At 62.3% G+C, this 17969-nt stretch carries 16 protein-coding genes; 10 read left to right on the plus strand and 6 right to left on the minus strand.

Annotation, left to right across the window (positions count from 1 at the left end; genetic code table 11):
* Positions 1 to 38: 38 nt before the first annotated feature.
* The 4 genes from grxC to BKX93_RS18735 all read left to right on the plus strand — a co-directional run bounded on the left by grxC (position 39) and on the right by BKX93_RS18735 (position 2323).
* On the plus strand, positions 39 to 296 hold the full coding sequence (gene grxC / locus BKX93_RS18720; protein ID WP_031296824.1) for a glutaredoxin 3: 258 nt from the start codon (positions 39 to 41) through the stop codon (positions 294 to 296).
* A 108-nt stretch (positions 297 to 404) separates the two neighbouring features.
* The gene (gene secB / locus BKX93_RS18725; RefSeq protein ID WP_021478518.1) at positions 405 to 857 is read left to right on the plus strand and encodes a protein-export chaperone SecB; all 453 of its coding nucleotides are present in this window, start codon (positions 405 to 407) and stop codon (positions 855 to 857) included.
* Between the two features lie 8 nt (positions 858 to 865).
* On the plus strand, positions 866 to 1309 hold the full coding sequence (locus tag BKX93_RS18730) for an SH3 domain-containing protein (protein WP_046157542.1): 444 nt from the start codon (positions 866 to 868) through the stop codon (positions 1307 to 1309).
* A gap of 9 nt (positions 1310 to 1318) precedes the next feature.
* The gene (locus tag BKX93_RS18735) at positions 1319 to 2323 is read left to right on the plus strand and encodes an NAD(P)H-dependent glycerol-3-phosphate dehydrogenase (RefSeq protein WP_070980849.1); all 1005 of its coding nucleotides are present in this window, start codon (positions 1319 to 1321) and stop codon (positions 2321 to 2323) included.
* Positions 2324 to 2382: 59 nt separating this feature from the next.
* Here the strand turns inward: BKX93_RS18735 and folE are convergent, their stop codons facing one another.
* The 4 genes from folE to BKX93_RS18755 all read right to left on the minus strand — a co-directional run bounded on the left by folE (position 2383) and on the right by BKX93_RS18755 (position 7267).
* The gene (folE, locus tag BKX93_RS18740) at positions 2383 to 3003 is read right to left on the minus strand and encodes a GTP cyclohydrolase I FolE (RefSeq protein WP_046157544.1); all 621 of its coding nucleotides are present in this window, start codon (positions 3001 to 3003) and stop codon (positions 2383 to 2385) included.
* A 151-nt stretch (positions 3004 to 3154) separates the two neighbouring features.
* Positions 3155 to 4879 (minus strand): DUF4153 domain-containing protein, encoded by a 1725-nt coding sequence (locus BKX93_RS18745; protein WP_186009443.1) that lies wholly within the window; start codon positions 4877 to 4879, stop codon positions 3155 to 3157.
* A gap of 55 nt (positions 4880 to 4934) precedes the next feature.
* Positions 4935 to 6116, minus strand: a complete 1182-nt coding sequence (locus BKX93_RS18750; protein WP_070980852.1) for an FAD-dependent monooxygenase — start codon at positions 6114 to 6116, stop codon at positions 4935 to 4937.
* A 185-nt stretch (positions 6117 to 6301) separates the two neighbouring features.
* Positions 6302 to 7267, minus strand: a complete 966-nt coding sequence (locus BKX93_RS18755; protein ID WP_046157547.1) for a LysR family transcriptional regulator — start codon at positions 7265 to 7267, stop codon at positions 6302 to 6304.
* A 1158-nt stretch (positions 7268 to 8425) separates the two neighbouring features.
* Here BKX93_RS18755 and BKX93_RS18760 point away from each other — a divergent pair.
* Both BKX93_RS18760 and BKX93_RS18765 read left to right on the plus strand, forming a co-directional pair.
* On the plus strand, positions 8426 to 9316 hold the full coding sequence (locus BKX93_RS18760) for an EamA family transporter (protein ID WP_046166858.1): 891 nt from the start codon (positions 8426 to 8428) through the stop codon (positions 9314 to 9316).
* 37 nt (positions 9317 to 9353) lie between these two features.
* The gene (locus tag BKX93_RS18765) at positions 9354 to 10697 is read left to right on the plus strand and encodes an aminotransferase class V-fold PLP-dependent enzyme (RefSeq protein WP_200896019.1); all 1344 of its coding nucleotides are present in this window, start codon (positions 9354 to 9356) and stop codon (positions 10695 to 10697) included.
* Between the two features lie 90 nt (positions 10698 to 10787).
* On the opposite strand, the gene BKX93_RS18770 is transcribed toward BKX93_RS18765, so the two are convergent.
* Positions 10788 to 11234, minus strand: coding sequence for a winged helix-turn-helix transcriptional regulator (locus BKX93_RS18770; RefSeq protein WP_031296826.1), 447 nt, complete (start codon positions 11232 to 11234; stop codon positions 10788 to 10790).
* Between the two features lie 148 nt (positions 11235 to 11382).
* Here BKX93_RS18770 and BKX93_RS18775 point away from each other — a divergent pair, with 148 nt between their 5' ends.
* The 3 genes from BKX93_RS18775 (at position 11383) to BKX93_RS18785 (ending at position 14749) form a co-directional block, all read left to right on the plus strand.
* A complete protein-coding gene (locus BKX93_RS18775; RefSeq protein WP_046166859.1) occupies positions 11383 to 12624 on the plus strand; it encodes an MFS transporter in 1242 nt (413 codons plus the stop codon).
* Between the two features lie 116 nt (positions 12625 to 12740).
* Positions 12741 to 13604, plus strand: coding sequence for a DMT family transporter (locus BKX93_RS18780; protein ID WP_244887196.1), 864 nt, complete (start codon positions 12741 to 12743; stop codon positions 13602 to 13604).
* 104 nt (positions 13605 to 13708) lie between these two features.
* A complete protein-coding gene (locus BKX93_RS18785; RefSeq protein ID WP_052729293.1) occupies positions 13709 to 14749 on the plus strand; it encodes a carbonic anhydrase in 1041 nt (346 codons plus the stop codon).
* A gap of 147 nt (positions 14750 to 14896) precedes the next feature.
* Here the strand turns inward: BKX93_RS18785 and BKX93_RS24835 are convergent, their stop codons facing one another.
* Positions 14897 to 15127 (minus strand): hypothetical protein, encoded by a 231-nt coding sequence (locus BKX93_RS24835; RefSeq protein ID WP_145929337.1) that lies wholly within the window; start codon positions 15125 to 15127, stop codon positions 14897 to 14899.
* On the opposite strand from BKX93_RS24835, the gene adhE reads away from it, so the two are divergent.
* Positions 15114 to 17777, plus strand: a complete 2664-nt coding sequence (gene adhE / locus BKX93_RS18790) for a bifunctional acetaldehyde-CoA/alcohol dehydrogenase (RefSeq protein WP_046166861.1) — start codon at positions 15114 to 15116, stop codon at positions 17775 to 17777. The genes BKX93_RS24835 and adhE overlap by 14 nt on opposite strands.
* Positions 17778 to 17969 lie beyond the last annotated feature (192 nt).

The following is a 17969-nucleotide window of genomic DNA, read 5'->3' on the forward strand; positions in this document are numbered from 1 at the left end:
GCTATAATCGTCGGCGATCGAATTTTCAGGCGAGAACCATGAAACCGGTAACCATGTACACCACCGCGGTCTGCCCCTACTGCGTGCGCGCCAAGCAACTCTTGGCCAGCAAGGGCGTCAGCGGCATCACCGAGATCCGCATCGACCTCGATCCGGACGCGCGCGACAAGATGATGGCGCTGACCGGCCGCCGCACCGTGCCGCAGATCTTCATCGGCGAGACCCATGTCGGCGGCTGCGACGAGCTGGTGGCGCTGAATCATTCCGGCAAGCTGGACCCGCTGCTGGCGGACTGAGCGGCGGGGCTTTGCCGCGATTGGCCGCCGCGCGGCTTTCGTGCGATGATGCCCGCCGATGTACCCATAAAATTCTGCCGTCATGAGACGGTTTTTGCGAGAAAGAACATGAGCGAACAACAAGAGCTGCAACCGGCGTTTTCCATCGAAAAAATCTACGTGAAGGACATCTCGCTGGAGGTGCCGAACGCGCCGCAGGTGTTCCTTGAACAGGCTCAGCCGGAAATCGACATGCAGCTGGCCAGCGCCGGCCAACAGCTGGACGACGGCTATTTCGAAGTGACCCTGACCGTCACCGTGACCGCCAAGCTGCCGGAAAAGAACATGTTCCTGTGCGAAGTGGCCCAGGCCGGCATCTTCCAGATCCGCAACATCCCGGGCGAAGACCTGGATCCGATCCTCGGCGTCGCCTGCCCGAACATCCTGTTCCCGTACGCCCGAGAGACCGTGTCCAGCGTGGTGAACCGCGCCGGCTTCCCGCCGGTGCTGCTGGCCCCGATCAACTTCGAAGCGCTGTACATGCAGCAGCGCGCTCAGCAAGCCGAAGCCGGCAACGCCTGAGGCCAGCCATGAAGCGTCTCCTTCTGCCGCTGTTGCTGGCGTCCGCGTTGGCGGCCCCGTCCGTCCATGCCCTGGAATTCCGTTCGGTCAAGGAAACCGGCGTCGCGCTGTACGAGGCGCCTTCGCTGAGCGCGAAAAAGCTGTTCGCGGTCAGCCGCTATTATCCGGTCGAGGTGCTGCAGAGCCAGAAGGAGTGGTCGCGCGTGCGCGACGCCACCGGCGGCATCGCCTGGATTCCGGCCGCGGCGCTGTCCAAGCAGCGCTGGTTGCTGGTGGTGTCGGCCCAGGCCGGCGTGCGCGACCGGGGCGCGGAGGACGGCAAGCTGCTGTTCACGGTGCCCAAGGACGGCGTGCTGGAGCTGCAGGAGGCCCCGCAGAACGGCTGGGCCAAAGTGCGCCACCGCGACGGCAGCGTCGGCTATGCTCGTATTACCGATCTCTGGGGTTTGTAAGGACCGCGGATGAAACTGGCGATTCTCGGCGCCGGCGCATGGGGCAGCGCGCTGGCGATAGCTTTTGCCCGTCACCACCAGGTGACCTTGTGGGCGCGCGACGCTGAACAGATCCGGCGGATGGACGCGGAGCGGGTAAACCAGCGTTACCTGCCCGACTGCCCGTTTCCGGAGCCGTTGACGCTGTCGTCGGACCTCGCGGCCGCTACGCGCGACGCGGAGCTGGCGCTTATCGTCACGCCGATGGCGGGGCTGCGGCCCACGCTGAAGTCTCTGGTGGCGCTGGAGGCGCCGCCGCCGCCCATCCTGTGGGCGTGCAAGGGCTTCGAGGCCGGCTCCAGCCTGCTGCCGCACCAGGTGGCGGAGGAGGAACTGCCGGCCGGCCACCTGTATGGCGCGTTGTCCGGCCCCAGCTTCGCTCGCGAAGTGGCGCAGGGCCTGCCGGCGGCGGCGGCCATCGCCTCCGACCACGCCGAGTTCGCCGCCAGCGTCGCGCGCGAGCTGCACAGCCCGCTGCTGCGACTGTACGCCAACGACGACCTTGTCGGCGTCGAGGTGGGCGGAGCGGTGAAGAACGTGATGGCGATCGCCACCGGCGTCGCCGACGGGCTGAATTTCGGCTTGAACGCGCGCGCGGCGCTGATCACCCGCGGGCTGGCAGAGATCACCCGGCTCGCGATGGCGCTGGGCGCCAGCTCGCAGACCATGATGGGCCTGTCCGGCATGGGCGACTTGATCCTCACCTGCACCGGCTCGCTGTCGCGCAACCGCCAGGTGGGCCTGAAACTGGCCGAAGGCAAGCCGCTGCAGCAGGTGCTGGACGAACTGGGCCACGTGGCCGAGGGCGTCGCCACCGCGCGCGAGGTGCTGACCATGGCCGAGCGGCTGCAGGTGGACATGCCGATCACCGCCGCGGTGTGCGGCCTGCTGTATCAGGGGCATGATCCTCAAACCGTGGTGGACGGCCTGCTCAGGCGCTCGCCGAAGTCCGAATCCGGCGGCTTGCTGGATTAGGCGCCAAAGACATCAAGGCCGCTCCCCCTCCGGGCAGCGGCCTTTTTCACGCCCGCCGTTCAGCGCTCGATCGCGCGCAGGAATTCGTTGCGGGCGTTGGCGTCGGTTTCGAAATCGCCGGCGTAGCACTGGGTGATCACCCGCTCGTCGCCGCGGCGGTTTTCCCCCATCAGCAGGCACAGCTGCTCGGCCTCGATCAGGCAGGCGGCGCCGCGCGCCCCGCCATGCTCGACCAGAGTGCGCGAAATCTCGTGGGTGATCCATTCCTGATAGGTGTAGCGATGGCTGATGGCGTCCACCATCCGCGCGATGCGGCCGAAGCCGTGCAGCCGGCCGCCGGGCAGATAGGCGACGTGGGCGACGCCGCGGAAGGGCAGCAAGTGGTGCGGGCACATGCCGTGGACCGCCAGGCTGCGTATCACCACCATGTCGCGGCGGTCGTCGGCGAAGCCGCTGCCCAGCGCCTCGGCGGGGACGGTGTCGTAGCCGTCCAGCAGGCGCTTCTGCCACAGCTCGCGCACGCGCTGGGCGGTCTTGCCGGTGTGGATGGGGTCGATGGCGATGCCGCTGGCGGTCAGCATGTCGGCCACCGCTTTTTCGAAGGCGGCGGCGTCGAAGGGCCGGACGCGGTCGAGCGGGCGCTGGCAGGCGGAGTGGTCGTGATCGTCGATGAAAGACATGGCGCGGCTCCATTGCGGTGGGACGGAGGGGCGGCCTGGCCCGGAGAGGGGACAGCCGCCTGTGTTTGCATGGTATCGGGAGGCGGGCCGTCTTGACGATCGGATTCCGTCCGTTTATTTCGATTTCTGCGCGCGGGGCGGCGCGCTCCGCTTATTTTTTAGCGACTGGGCATTCCTGCGGCGCGTAGGGATAGCGCGGCCGCAGCCGCAGCCCTCCGGCGTCCAAGTCGGGCAGCAGCGGGGGAACGGCTCGCGCCTGTCCCGCCGCCAGCGCTTCCAGCGGGGCCGGGCAGGCGGCGGGAAGGTCGTAGGTGGCGGCGAGCGTCCACAGGCCCTGGGCGTTGCGCTGGAACAGCGACAAGCGGGCGGCAAGCTTTTCCGCCAGCAGCACTTCCGGTTTGCCGCCGCCGCTGTAGTCGCCGACATAGGCGTCGCATTCATTGCGGCCGTCCAGCAGGCAGGACGGCAGTTCGCCGGTTCGCTTGGCGGCTTGCTTCCAGTCCTGGGCCAGGAAGCCGGCCGGCAGCGGGGCCGGACCGCGCGGGCGGACCGCCTGGGCCGGAGGCTTGGGCTGGGGCTTGTCCTCGCTTAGCGCGTCGCCGGCCTTGCGGCGGATGGCGCCGTCGACGCCGGGATCGTCCCTCAGCCGCAGCAGGGCCGCATGGCCATAGCGCAGCCCCTGATAGCGCAGGAAATCGAAGTCGAAGCGCTCCGCGGCCACGCGGCCGGCTTGCAGCCGGGACAACTGGCTGGACACCGAGATCCGCGCCGGGTCGGCCAGCGGCGTTAGCACGGCGGCCAGCAGGGCGAGCGATAGCCAGGCGGCGCCGATGTTGGCGCAGGCCACGCCGGCGAGCCCGGCCTGCCGACGCAAGGCCGCCCAGCCGTAGCCGACGGCGTAGCAGGCGCCGAGGATGACGAGGCTGGCGGCGAACACCCGGTCCGGCGACCAGCCATACTGGCCGACGCGCAGCGCCAGCGCGTAGGCGGCCAGCGCCTGCAGCGGCGCGAGCAGCAGGCAGGCGGCGCGCAGGCTGAGCCGGATGACGCGACCGGGCTGCTCGTTGCCGTCCTGGTAGGCGGTGTTCAGCAGAAAGATCAGCAGCCCGCTCGCGCCGAGCAACAGCGCGGAGGCGTGGCCGGTCTTCCACAGGCTGTCCAGCCCGGTGAAAGGCAGCAGCGCGAGAAAGGCGCCGATCAGCAGGGCCAGCAAGGGCAGCAGCCAGGACAGCAGGGTCAGCAGCAGCGAGCGCAGCCCCTGGATGATGCCCGGGCGGACATCGCTCAGATGCAGGCCGGCCGACAGCGCCAGCGTGCTGGCCGGTATCGCGAACTCGGCTTCGCCTATCAGCCGGCGCAGGCCGCCTATGCCCACCAGGGCGAACAGCTCGGCGCCCAGATTCAGGATCAGCCAGAACACGCCGACGAACAGGCCGGAAAACATCAGCTGCAGGCCAAGCTTCCAGGCGGTGTCGAAATAGGCGGGGTAGGACGCCCGCCAGCGCCGCTCGCTTTCGCCGGCCAGGATCAGCGGCCAGGCGATGAACAGCAGCAAGGAGACGCCCAGCATCGCCAGCGCCCCCGGCATCAGGTCCGAGCGCGCGGCGTGCTCCAGCCCGACGCGCCAGCGGTCATGCGCGCCGACGACTGCGACGGCCAGGGCCAGTCCCGCCAGCCAGGCCGCCAGCCGGGAGGGGCGCAGCGCGCCGACTCCGGTCTGGCACAGCAGGGGCAGAGACGCGGCGGCGAGCAGCAGCGGCGAGAACAGCAGCGGGTGGAGGGCCAGCCAGCCGCCATGGTCCGACGCGCGGTACAGCGCATAAAGCGCGATTCCTTGCAGCAGGCCGATGGCGGCGCGAAAGTGGAATGGGTTCATGAACATGCCGGGAGAGGAAAAATTTTCCCGATCCTAGCATGAATGGAAAAATCGATCAGGCGCGCAGCCCCAGCGCGTAGCGGATCGCCTCGCGCTTCAGCGGGCCGGCCTTGTCCGCCAGCCTGAGCCCCAGGCCGCGCAGCAGGCGCAGCGGACCGATGTCGTTGGAAAAGCCATAGCAGAACGCGTCCATGCCGGCCTGCATCGCCAGATTGGCCGGCTTGCGCGCGCGCTGGTAGCGCGCCAGCGTCTTCCCGCAGGCCCAATCCTCTCCCTTGGCGCGGGCGTCCAGAATGGTCCGGGCCAGCGCGGCGGCGTCCTGGAAGCCCAGGTTGACGCCCTGGCCGGCTAGCGGATGGATGGTGTGGGCTGCGTCGCCGGCCAGCGCCACGCCGTCCTTGACGTAGCATTGGGCATGGCGGCGGGTCAGGCCGAAGCTGCCGCGCGCGGTCAATTCCCGGATGCCGGGCAGCTTGCGCGGAAAAGCCTGGCTGACCGCGGCGATCAACTCGTCGTCGCCCAGCGCCAGCAAGCGCTTCACCTCTTCCGGCCGGTGGTACCACACCAGGGAGGCCGCATCCCCGGTCAGCGGCAGGAAGGCCTGCGGGCCGTCGGGGGTGAAGCGTTGCCAGGTGATGTCCTGCTGGCCGCCCTCCATCCGGCAGGACAGCACCAGCGCCTGCATCTGGTAATCCCAGCCGGTGACGCCGATGCCGGCGGCGTCGCGCACCTGCGAACGGGCGCCGTCGGCGGCGATCAGCAAGCGGGCCTGAATCCGGCCGCCATCGGACAGCGTCAGTTGCGAGGCCTGGGGCCGGTAGACGATTTCCGACACTATGGCCGGACAGCGGTAGTCGATGTCGCCCTTGCCCTTCAGCGCCGCGGTGGCGGCCAGCTGAACCACGCGGTTTTCCACGATGTGGCCCAGTTCCGCCACGCCGGCTTCGTCGGCGTCGAACAGCGTGCCTGCGGCCTCGTCACCTTCCCATACCTGCATCCGGCGGTAGGGCGCGGCGCGCATCGCCAGCACCGGCTCCCAGGCGCCTATGGTCCGCAGAAAGGCGGCGGAGGCCGGGCTGATCGCCGACACCCGCAGATCGGGCGCCTGCTCCGGCGCGAACGGCGCGGGGGCCTCTCTTTCCAGCACGCAGACCGACAACCCCTGCCCGCTCAGCGCGGCGCCCAGCGCGCTGCCCACCATGCCGCCGCCGACGATGACGATGTCGCGATGTTCCATTGCATTCTCCTTGTTCAAGCCTGTTCAAAGCCTGCTGCGCGTCGGCGATACGGCGTTGAAAGCATCTTCAGAATGTTCACCGTATGTGCATTCCGCTTCTGTCAGCCGTTTTCGCCTTGTCTCGCGCGAGCTAGCGAGACTTTGAACAGGCTCTTAGGCCGGCGCGGAGCCGGCGCGAATGGCGCTCATTCTGGCGATGGCGGCCGAATGCCGCTTTGGCCTGGATCAATTCCGGCTTCAAGCAGCGCGCGCATGCGCGGCACCACGTGCTGGATGAAGGCTTCGTATTTGCGCGGCAGAGGGTGGCGGTAGGGGTAGACCAGGTAGACCGGCCAGCAGTCGTGGCTCCAGCCCGGCAGCACCGGAGCCAGGCGGCCGCTTTTCAGGTGCTCGCTGGCGACGTAGGCCGGCAGCAGCGCGACGCCGCTGCCGGCGATGGCGGCGGACAGCAGCGGCGCGTACTGGTGGCTGCTGAGCACCGGCTGCACCCGCACCTGCTTCTGCTGGCCGTCCTTTTCCAGCAGCCACTCCGGCGTGTCGCGCAGTTTGGGGCGGCTGGTGTCCAGCAGGATGCGGTGCAGCGGCAGGTCGTCGGGCGTCTCGAGCGGCGGCGCCTTGGCCAGGTAGTCAGGCGAGGCGAACGCCCACTCGCGCACCAGCCCCAGCGGCTTGGCCACCAGCGCGTCGTCGTGGATGTTGCGGGTGCGGACGCAGAAATCCAGCCCCTCGGAGATCGGATCCTGCAGCCGGTTTTCCACCTGCAGCTTCAGTTGCAGGCCGGGATGCAGCACCGCCAGCTCGGCCAGGATGGGGGCCAGCAGGTATTGGGCGAAGGAGGTGATGGAGCTGATCACCAGCGGTCCGCTGACCTCGCCGTCAGCTTCATTGATGTCTATCCGGGCCCGCTCCAGCAGGCAGCGCAACTCGCGGGCGTGCACGGCCAGCCGCTGGCCGGCTTCGGTCAGCGCCACGCGGCGGGTATTGCGCAGCACCAGCACTGTGCCGAACTGTTTCTCCAGCGCTTTCACCAGTTGGCTGACCCGGCTCTTGGTGCAGTCCAGCTCTTCGGCGGCGGCGGTGAAGCTGCCGCGGCGGACCAGCGCGTCGAAGGCAAGCAGCGCTTGGGAGTCGGGTAGGTAGTTTGTTCTCATTTCATGAACAGTTTGTCATGGGATATAGGATTTTTCAAATGAATCACATCCGATAGCATCTTAGTTGGGTAAAAAAATTAAACAGTTGTGGAGGCGAAAATGCTTAGGAAAATCTTGAGAGCATACCGGGATTGGTGGTGGCAAGGGATTAGCGAACATGCCCGGCGAGTGTGCCGCGATGAGAGCGAGGCTCTTGAGCGGATTCGGGGGCTTGGTGTCCGAAGGGCGCGCGATGCTGGCGAGCCATCCCGCGGAACATGCCGGCGCGATGATATTTAGGAGGGCGATGCGCGATTGGTCTGAATGGTGTTTCAGGCAGGCGATCGACAGGCGCCATGTGCAAGAGCTTGCGCGAGGGGCATCTCCGCTGCGTTCCGGGATGGGTTTGCTGCGGCGTCGAGGAGAATGAGACGGGCATTCATGGCCATCATGTCTGCGAGCGTCTGGGAAGAGCCGGACGGCAATGTTTCCGACTTAGATGGCGGGAGCCTCTGCCAGCCATTGCCGCGGGGCTGAGCGAAACCTTGCGAGTCTTGTCGATGGATGCGAACCAGCGAAGGGCGAGCAGGGATTCGGCAGTCTTGGCCCGGACGCGGGGCCGCTGAGCGGGAGACTGGCGGAATTGGAGGCAGATCTTCATGCGCTGCTCCGCCAGCGCTGTTCGCGAAAAGACTTTGAACAGGCTCTTGGGCAATCGTGCTCGAATGATACGGAGGCATGCGCGTTTTCATGACTCTGGTTGCATTTTGATACCATGAATGTCATCATGATATCCATTTTGAATTAAATTCATATTGAGCTGTTGGTCCTGCCAACACTCGCGCTGCAGCTTGGACTCCAGCTAAAGAAAACTGGGCATGCCGACCCGGTAGGGTTTCATTGGTCCGCCTGTCCTATGGTTTGGAGACCATTATCATCATTGTCTGATTCATGCCGAACCATATAAAAATATGCATTGCAGCGAATTGGCCAGAGCTGCAGATTGAAATCATGCCTGTCGCAGTACTGAGTGTTCAGTTGATGATGTTTCTATTTCTGGCACCCGGATATTGGAAAACATACCGCTGCTAAGTAAAAGTTGGTTTGCTAATCAGAGGTTGAGATAGTTGCTCTACACATAGTGCCGATCGCTTTTTTATACAATTGGGGTAACAGCCTATGAAGCTGAGTCATTTCTTTCTCGCCATATTCGTAATGGCCATTTGGGGGGTCAATTTTTCAGTAATAAAAATAGGCTTGTCCTCGGTGGATCCATTTGTGCTGGCTGGTTTGAGGTTTGCGTTGTGTGCGTTGCCTGCGGTCTTTTTTATCAAGCGGCCTTCTGTGCCATTGAAGTATATGGCACTGTATGGCTTGATATTCGGGGTCGGATTGTGGGGTGTCGTTAATGTTGGCATTCAGGTGGGAATTTCCGCAGGCATTGCTTCCCTGATACTTCAATTTAGCGCCTTTTTTACCATGCTGCTTGGCGCTTGGGTTTTTAAAGAGCGTTTGTCTCCATATCAAATTTATGGGATGGGGATCGCATTGCTTGGCTTGGCGTTGATCATAGCGGTGACAGATGGCAGCGTGACTTATGCCGGGGTTGTGCTGGTGGTATTGGGGGCCGCATCATGGAGTGTGGCTAATGTTCTCGTAAAAAAAATAGCAGTGCGCCAAATTTTTGAGTTTTTGGTATGGTCCAGCTTATTTTCTCCTATCCCTTTATTTTTGATTTCATATTTTGAGCATGGCTGGGTTGGTTATGTGAGGCTTTTCAACCATTTTGATGGTAAGGCACTGTTTTCTATTTTGTTTCAAGTCTACCCGACAACATTATTTGGCTACTGGGTATGGAATTCATTATTGAAAAAATATCCAGTTTCCACAGTGGCGCCGCTGTCATTGATGGTGCCTATTTTCGGCATGCTTGGTTCTATTGCTATTTTCGGTGAAAGCGTAGGTGCCGTTAAATTGGCGGCAATGGTTTTTATTTTGTTGGGACTGATTGTTGGACTTTACGGGCATCGAGTCCGAACGTATTTCGATTTTAAGACTCAGTCTCGGTAGGGAAAATTTTAACTAAATCTTTGTCAGGAGAGTGGTTTTGAATAGTCGTCGAAATTTTTTGATTAATTCAGCAAGCGCGACTTTGGCAGGCGCTGCCATAGGGTTTTCGGGCGTGGCTCAGGCTGGGGCTGTGGCTCAATCTGTTGCGCGTGTCGCAGAGTTTAATCCTATGGATTGGGCATCAGTGCGACAGCAGTTTTTACTGAGTCCCGACTTGATACACTTGTCTAACTTTTTCCTGGCATCGCATCCGGCAAGTGTTCGAAATGCAATAGATAAGTATCGACGCGAGCTGGATTTGAATCCATACTCCTTCCTTGACGATAACATGTTTGCTCTCGAGCAGGATAAGCTTTGGCGTAGCGTGGCTGGCGCGGCGGCTGAATATGTTGGTGGCCGTCCGAATGAAATCGCATTGACTAGCAGCACGACAGTTGGATTGGCGCTTATTTATAATGGTCTACGATTGAAGCCTGAGCAGGAGATCTTGACTACCACTCATGAATTTTATCCTCATCATGAGTCTATGCGGTTGGCAGTAAATAAATGGGGTGGGCATGTCCGAAAAGTTACCCTGTATGAGTCCAGCGCGAAAGCATCCGGGCCTGAGATGGTGTCGCGTTTGGTCAAGGAGATAAAACCGCACACCAAGATTTTGGGCGTAACCTGGGTACATTCCGGTACAGGCGTGGTATTGCCGATCAGAGAATTGGCGGCAGAAGTGGCCAAAATTAACCAGACTCGCGATGAGAGCGACAGGCTATTGCTGATCGTTGACGGCGTGCATGGTTTTGGCGTGCTTGACGAGGATATCGCTTTGCAAGGCGGCGATTTCTTTTCCGCGGGAACGCATAAATGGATTTTGGGTCCGCATGGCAACGGGATTGTTTGGGCCAAGCCAGAAAACTGGGCTTTGGTGCAGCCAACCATTCCTTCGCTGATGGATCCGGAGCTAAGCACCGCATGGCGTGAAGAGAGGGCTCCACATGGTCCTACCCAAGCGGCATGGGTGAGTCCCGGCGGTTTTTTTGCCTATGAAAATCAATGGGCTACGGTTGAGGCTTTCCAGTTCCATCGACAAATTGGTAAAAAAAGGGTCGCGGATCGTATTCTGGATTTGAATGGCCAGCTTAAAGAGGGGCTATCCAGGATGTCGCATGTGACTTTACATACGCCTTTGAATAGAGATCTGTCTGCGGGCTTCGTGTGTTTCGAAGTCAATGGGGTTAGCCCAAAAGAAGTGGTGTCGCGTTTGAGGGAAAAGGCAGTGATTGCCAGCTCGACTCCCTATGGTAAGTCTTATGCGCGCTTTTCAGCAGGCATTGTCAATACGCCTGCGGAAATGGATCGCGCTTTGAGCTTAATCCGGGCCATGGCCTGAGCGGGCGCAGGCCGCAGAAGCATGATCTTTATCCCTTGAGGAGGGCATGCTTCTGCGGTGGTTTGGCATTTTCATTTTAGCATCGGATGCTCAGGCGATTTTCTTGACGGTAGTGTCGTCTTTTTGCAGTTTTGCGCCATTTTCCGTCGCCAAGTGAATGGCACCTACGGGTTGGCGATTATGTTTGTAGATCAAACTGGAGTGATTTTCATCGCTCTTGTATAAGTTGCACTCGCCCCATTGCCGATACATGACAATTATCGGGAATAAACCTTCTCCCTTGCGAGTCAGCACGTATTCCTGATAGGCCGTTCCATCAGATGCCGGAACCGTTTGAATGATGCCATTCTCTGTTAGCATTTTTAGACGATCAGCTAGTATGTTTTTGGCCATTCCTAAGTTGGATTGAAATTCTCCAAAACGGCGCAGACCATCAAATGCATCTCTGATGATCAGCAATGACCACCGATCGCCGATTATGTCGACTGCGCGCGCGACCGGGCATGGCGAGTCGGATAAGGTTTTCCGTCTGCTCATAAGCGTTACCTGTTGAATTTTTAGAATTGTATGCCGGTTGAAGTTTAGGAGTACAGGACTTTGAGCCAATTGGCCATTGTCTTGCACGATATGGACTGCTTATAATCAATTTGGTTTCAAAATAAAACCACAATGAGAGGTGGATACTATGAGTCATGATGGTGTGGCGGGCCTGAGCAAGCGCGCCGCCAGCGGGCTAAGCGTTTCGATAGTCTGGTTGCTGGCGATATGTTGCGCGGCCAGTGTCGCCAATGTTTACTATGCGCAGCCGCTTCTGGATGCGATCGCGGCCGATTTTGGCATTTCGCATGCGATGGTCGGCGGGGTGATTACCGCCACCCAGCTGGGGTGCGCGCTAGCGCTGTTCTTTGTGGTGCCGCTTGGCGATCTGCTGGACAGGAAGCGGCTGGTGACGCTGCAATTGGTGGCGCTGATGCTGGCGCTGGCGCTGGTATGCAGCGCGAACTCGCTGTGGCTGCTGCTTGCGGCCATGGTGGGGGTCGGAATGCTGGGTACCGCCATGACCCAGGGACTGATCGCGTATTCGGCGGTGTTGGCGCCGCCTGAGCAGAGAGGGCGAGTGGTCGGCGCGGCGCAGAGCGGCGTGGTCATCGGCCTGCTGATGGCGCGCGTGCTGGCCGGTTTTGTCAGCGATGTGCTGGGGTGGCGGATGGTCTACCTGGTGTCGGCGCTTTTTGCGTTGCTGATGCTGTGTTTCCTGAGGCTATTGCTGCCCAATACGCCGCGCGCCGACACGGGCATCTCTTACCAGGCATTGCTGGGGTCCATGTTCACGCTGCTGTGGCGGGAAAAAGTATTGTGGATACGCGGAGTGCTGGCCATGCTGATGTTTGCCGCTTTCAGTACGTTCTGGAGCGCGCTGGTGCTGCCGCTGAGCGCCGCGCCGTATTCGATGACGCATACCGCGATCGGCGCATTCGGTTTGGTGGGCGTGATCGGCGCGCTGGCGGCTGCCAGGGCGGGGCATCTCACCGACAGAGGACTGGGACAGAAGACCACTGCCTGGGCGTTGGCCTGCCTGCTGCTGTCTTGGCCCGCCATCGCCTTGATGGACTACAGCATATGGCTGCTGATCGTGGGCATCATCTTGCTGGACTTGGGCGGACAGGCCATACATGTGGTCAACCAAAGCATGATCTTGAGCTCGCGCTCGGATGCGCATAGCCGGCTGATCGGATGCTATATGCTGTTTTATTCGGTGGGCAGCGGCCTGGGGGCGATCGGGTCGACAGCCATGTATGCGCGCTGGAGCTGGCTGGGCGTATGCGGATTGGGGTTTGCCATCAGTTTGCTGGCCTTGCTCTTCTGGCGGCTGAGCATGAACGCCATGCCAAGGCGCGCGCCGGCTTTCGCGCTGCAGGCGGATTGAGATGACGACGCCCATCTTCCGGCGCGAGGGGCGTTCGACAGCCATCCTCGTCTTCTGAAACAATGTCTCCCGCATAGGGCCGCGCAGACGGCCCGCCAACCGCATCGGGAGACATCTTGCCTTATCTCGCCCTGACGCTGGCCATGTTCCTGTGGTCCAGCGCCTTCATCGTTCTGAAATACGTATTCCAGTTCTACCATCCGCTGGCAGTGCTGTTCGCGCGCATGGCCATCGCCACGCTGTGCCTGCTGCCGCTGGCGATGGGGGGGCGCATCGCCTGGCATTACCGCAAGGGCGACTGGCCGTGGCTGCTGGCGATGGGCCTGTGCGAGCCCTGCCTGTACTTTCTGTTCGAGGCCAACGCGCTGATGCATACCAGCGCGTCGCAGGCTGGCGTGATCACCGCCACGTTGCCGATGATGATGGCAGTGGGCGCCGCCCTGTTCCTGCATGAGCGCCAGCCGAGGCAAGTGTGGCTGGGCATCGCGCTGTCTTTCGCCGGCGTGATCTGGCTGAGCATGGACAGCCAGGCCGGGCCGGGCGCGCCGGATCCGCTGCTGGGCAATGCGCTGGAGTTCTGCGCGATGATCTGCGCCAGCGGCTATGTGTTGATCGCCAAGCGCTTGTCGGTCCGTTATTCGCCGCTGGCGCTGACCGGCGTGCAGACGCTGGCCGGCTGCGCCTGGTTCGGCCTGGCGATGCTGACGCCGTGGGGCGTCTGGCCGGACAGGCTGCTGCTGGTTCCCAGTCTGTGGGTGCTGTACCTGGGCGCGGCGATCACGCTGGGCGCTTACGGGCTCTACACCTGGGCGGTGTCGCGGATTCCGGTGGCGCGAGCCGGCGCCTTCAACAATCTGATACCGGTGTTCACAGTCGCCATGGCCTGGTTGTTGTTGGACGAGAAATTGCAGGCCTGGCAGGGCGCGGCCGGGGCGCTGGTATTCGCCGGCGTGTGGATGAGCCAGCGGCGGCAGGCGTGAAAGGCGGCTGGCGGCTTTCCCCACCATGGTCGATGATGCAGAATAGAAATGATTGTGAATGACGTAAGGAATCGAGCATGAGCCCACGGCTGATCGGATCTTGCATGATGTTGCCGTTGCTGCTGAGCCTGCAGGCGGCCTGGGCCGACGATGCGTCCGGCAACCAGGTGCAGCAGGTGATCAAGCTGCCGCTGAAGCTGAACAAGCCCCCGCAGGCCGCGGAGCACGGCGCCGCGCCGGCCGCGAAGCCGGCCGCCGAGGCGAAACCGGCGGAAGCCAAGCCGGAAGGTAAACCGACGGAGGCCGCCAAGCCGGCGGCGGAAGCGGCGAAGAAGGCGGAGCCGGCCAAGGCCGCGCCGGAGAAAATGGAGCCCGGCGTGCCGATGGCCAAGCCGCCGACGCGCGATCTGAGCCAGCCCAGCCCGGAAGTGCGGGCGCCGGGAGGCAAGCCGCGGGCCGCGCACCGGGTCAAGCCGCGCCGCCCGGCCAAGCATGTCGAGAAGGCGGCCGGCGAAGCCGGACAGGTGAAGGGCGTGGTCGGCAGCATCCTCAAGGCCAACAGCGCTTATATCGCCAAGCATTCGCCGGGCTATCTGGCCAAGCTGGGAGGACGCGCCGCGCCCAGGGCGACGGTGGTCGCCTGTTCCAGTCCCGGCGGCAACGTGGGCATGCTGGGCGGGGAGGCCGACGCCGACCTGTTCGTGATCAGCAATCTGGGCAATCAGCTGGCCAGCTCCGAAGGATCGATAGAATACGGCGTGCGCGACCTGCGCACCCCGCTGCTGATGTTCGTCAGCCACACCGGCTGCGGCGCGATCAAGGCGGCGGCCGGCGACTACAGCAATCTGGGGCCGGCGGTGCAGAAGGAGCTGGACAATATCGAGATTCCCAAGGGAATCGACGCCACCAACGGCGCGCTGATCAACATCAACAACCAGGTGGAGGGTGCCATCCTGAAGTTCTCCGGCGAGGTGGAGGCGGGCAGGCTGGCGGTGCTGGGCGGATATTACGACTTCAACAACGATCTGAAGCAAGGCCGCGGCAAGCTGGTGATCACCAATATCAACGGCGAGACCGATCCGGCGCGCATCCGCGAGCTGACGCGCAGCGGCCGCTACTTCCACTACGCCTTCATGGGGCGTTGAGTCCGCTCCGGTAGCATGCCCGTTACAGCGGTTTTCACCAGGACCATTCCAGGAGCGCCCAAGCGGCGCTCTTTTTGCGGGAAAAGCGGAAATTGTTTGGCCATGCGCAAAAACGAATATCCGAAAACGGATTAGGATAGTCATGAATCAAGCGAGCCAGCGGCGATGCGCGATGAACCCACTGAATTTCATCAGGGTATCGCGTTTCGGATGTAATGGCTCCGCTACAAAGGGTTGGATGGCGTCGTCATCGCGCGGCGGTGATGGATGGCGTTTTGGCTGATATTTTTTCGAATTCGAAAATTTAACAGCGAAAACGAAAATCAAACGCTCGGCAATTTCATTTGGTTCTTGGAGAGACAAAATGGCAGTCAGCAATCAGATCGAACTCGACGCCCTGGTGGCCCGCGTCAAAAAGGCGCAGGCGGCGTTCGCGCAGTTCACGCAGGAGCAGGTGGACCACATCTTCCGCAGCGCGGCGCTGGCCGCCGCCGACGCCCGCATCCCGCTGGCGCGGATGGCCGTTTCCGAAACCGGCATGGGGGTTATGGAAGACAAGGTGATCAAGAACCACTTCGCCTCCGAGTACATCTACAACAAGTACAAGGACGAGAAGACCTGCGGCGTGCTGTCCGAGGACGACACCTTCGGCACCATCACCATCGCCGAGCCCATCGGCGTGCTGTGCGGCATCGTGCCCACCACCAACCCGACCTCCACCGCCATCTTCAAGGCGCTGATCTCGCTGAAAACACGCAACGGCATCATCTTCTCGCCGCACCCGCGCGCGCGCCGCTCCACTTGCGAAGCCGCCCGGCTGGTGTTGGAAGCCGCCGTCGCCGCCGGCGCGCCGCAGGACATCATAGGCTGGATCGACGAGCCGTCGGTCGCGCTGTCCAACCAGCTGATGCACCACCCCGACGTCAACCTGATCCTGGCCACCGGCGGCCCGGGCATGGTCAAGGCCGCTTACTCCTCAGGCAAGCCCGCCATCGGCGTCGGCGCGGGCAACACCCCGGCGGTGATCGACGAAACCGCCGACATCAAGCGCGCGGTCGCCTCGATCCTGATGTCCAAGACTTTCGACAACGGCGTGGTGTGCGCGTCGGAGCAGTCGGTGATCATCGTCGATGAAATCTACGACGCGGTGCGCGATCGCTTCTCCAAGCACGGCGGCTACATTCTGTCCAAGAGCGAAGCCGAAGCCGTGCGCAAGGTGATCTTGCAGGACGGCAGCCTGAACGCTGCCATCGTCGGCCAGAGCGCGGCCAAGATCGCCGCGATGGCCGGCATCGAAGTGCCGCCGACCACCAAGGTGCTGATCGGCGAGGTGACCGAAGTGTCGGAGAAGGAAGCCTTCGCCCACGAAAAACTGTCGCCCACGCTGGCGATGTATCGCGCCAAGAACTTCCTCGACGCCTGCGACAAGGCGGCCGCGCTGGTGGTCATGGGCGGCATCGGGCACACCTCGGCGCTGTATACCGACCAGGATCTGCAGGAAGAACGGGTGCGCTATTTCGGCGACAAGATGAAGACCGCCCGCATCCTGATCAACACCCCGTCGTCGCAAGGCGGCATCGGCGATCTGTACAACTTCAGCCTGGCGCCGTCGCTGACGCTGGGTTGCGGCTCCTGGGGCGGCAACTCCATTTCGGAGAACGTCGGCCCCAAACACTTGATCAACAAGAAAACCGTCGCCAAGAGGGCTGAGAACATGCTGTGGCACAAGCTGCCGAAGTCCATCTACTTCCGCCGCGGCTGCCTGCCGGTGGCGCTGGAAGATCTGGCCGGCAAGAAACGCTGCCTGATCGTCACCGGCCAGTACCTGTTCGAGAACGGCTTCGTCGACGAACCGATCCGCCTGCTGAAGAAGATGGGCCTGGAGGTGGAAACCTTCTTCGAGGTGCCGGCCGATCCGACGCTGGCGGTGGTGCGCAAGGGCACCGACCTGGCCCATGCCTTCAAACCGGACGTGATCATGGCGATAGGCGGCGGCTCGCCGATGGACGCCGCCAAGATCATGTGGGTGATGTACGAGCATCCGGAAGTCCATTTCGCCGATCTGGCGCTGCGCTTCATGGACATCCGCAAGCGCATCTACCAGTTCCCGAAACTGGGCCGGAAAGCGATGATGGTGGCGGTGCCCACCACCTCCGGCACCGGTTCGGAAGTGACGCCGTTCGCCGTGGTCACCGATGAGACGACCGGCGTGAAATACCCGATCGCCGACTACGAGCTGACCCCGAACATGGCCATCGTCGACGCCAATCTGGTGATGAACATGCCCAAGTCGCTGACCGCTTTCGGCGGCATCGACGCGGTGACCCACGCGCTGGAAGCCTATGTCTCGGTGATGGCCAACGAGTATTCCGACCCGCAGGCGCTGCAAGCGCTGAAGCTGCTGAAGGAATACCTGCCGTCGTCCTACCTGAACGGCGCCAAGGACCCGAAGGCGCGCGAACAGGTGCACAACGCCGCCACCATCGCCGGCGTCGCCTTCGCCAACGCCTTCCTCGGCGTCTGCCACTCGATGGCGCACAAGATCGGCGCCGAGTTCGGCCTGGCGCACGGCCTGGCCAACGCGCTGCTGATCAGCAACGTGATCCGCTACAACGCCGCCGACGTGCCGACCAAGCAGACCGCCTTCAGCCAGTATGACCGGCCGAAGAGCGTGGCGCGCTACGCCGAGATCGCCCGCCACCTGGGCCTGGAGGCCAGCCGCGACCACCAGCGCGTCGAGAAGCTGATCGAGTGGGTGGATGAGCTGAAGCAGACGCTGGGCATCCCGGCGTCGATCCAGGCCGCCGGCGTCGCCGAATCGGACTTCCTGGCCAAGCTGGACGAAGTGGCCGAAGCCGCCTTCGACGACCAGTGCACCGGCGCCAACCCGCGCTACCCGCTGATCAGCGAGCTGAGGCAGCTGCTGCTGGACAGCTACTACGGCCGCCCGTACAAGGAAGCCTGGGAGCGGGAGGAGGCTGTGGCCGAGGACAAGCCGGCCAAGGGCAAGTCCAAAGCCAAGGCCTGAAGCGGCTTGTAGCCGGATATTGATCGAAGCCCGGATGAGAGTCCGGGCTTTTTTGCGTCCGCGGCATCGGGCGCGCGTCATTCATCTTGACGCGATGGATGGATTGCTTGGATTTTTGTGTGCTTGAAAATGTTGAATCAAGGTTTTAATGTGCTCGATTATTCATATTGATATGAATATATGTAAAATGGT

Source organism: Chromobacterium vaccinii (genome assembly GCF_001855275.1).
Lineage (GTDB): Bacteria > Pseudomonadota > Gammaproteobacteria > Burkholderiales > Chromobacteriaceae > Chromobacterium > Chromobacterium vaccinii.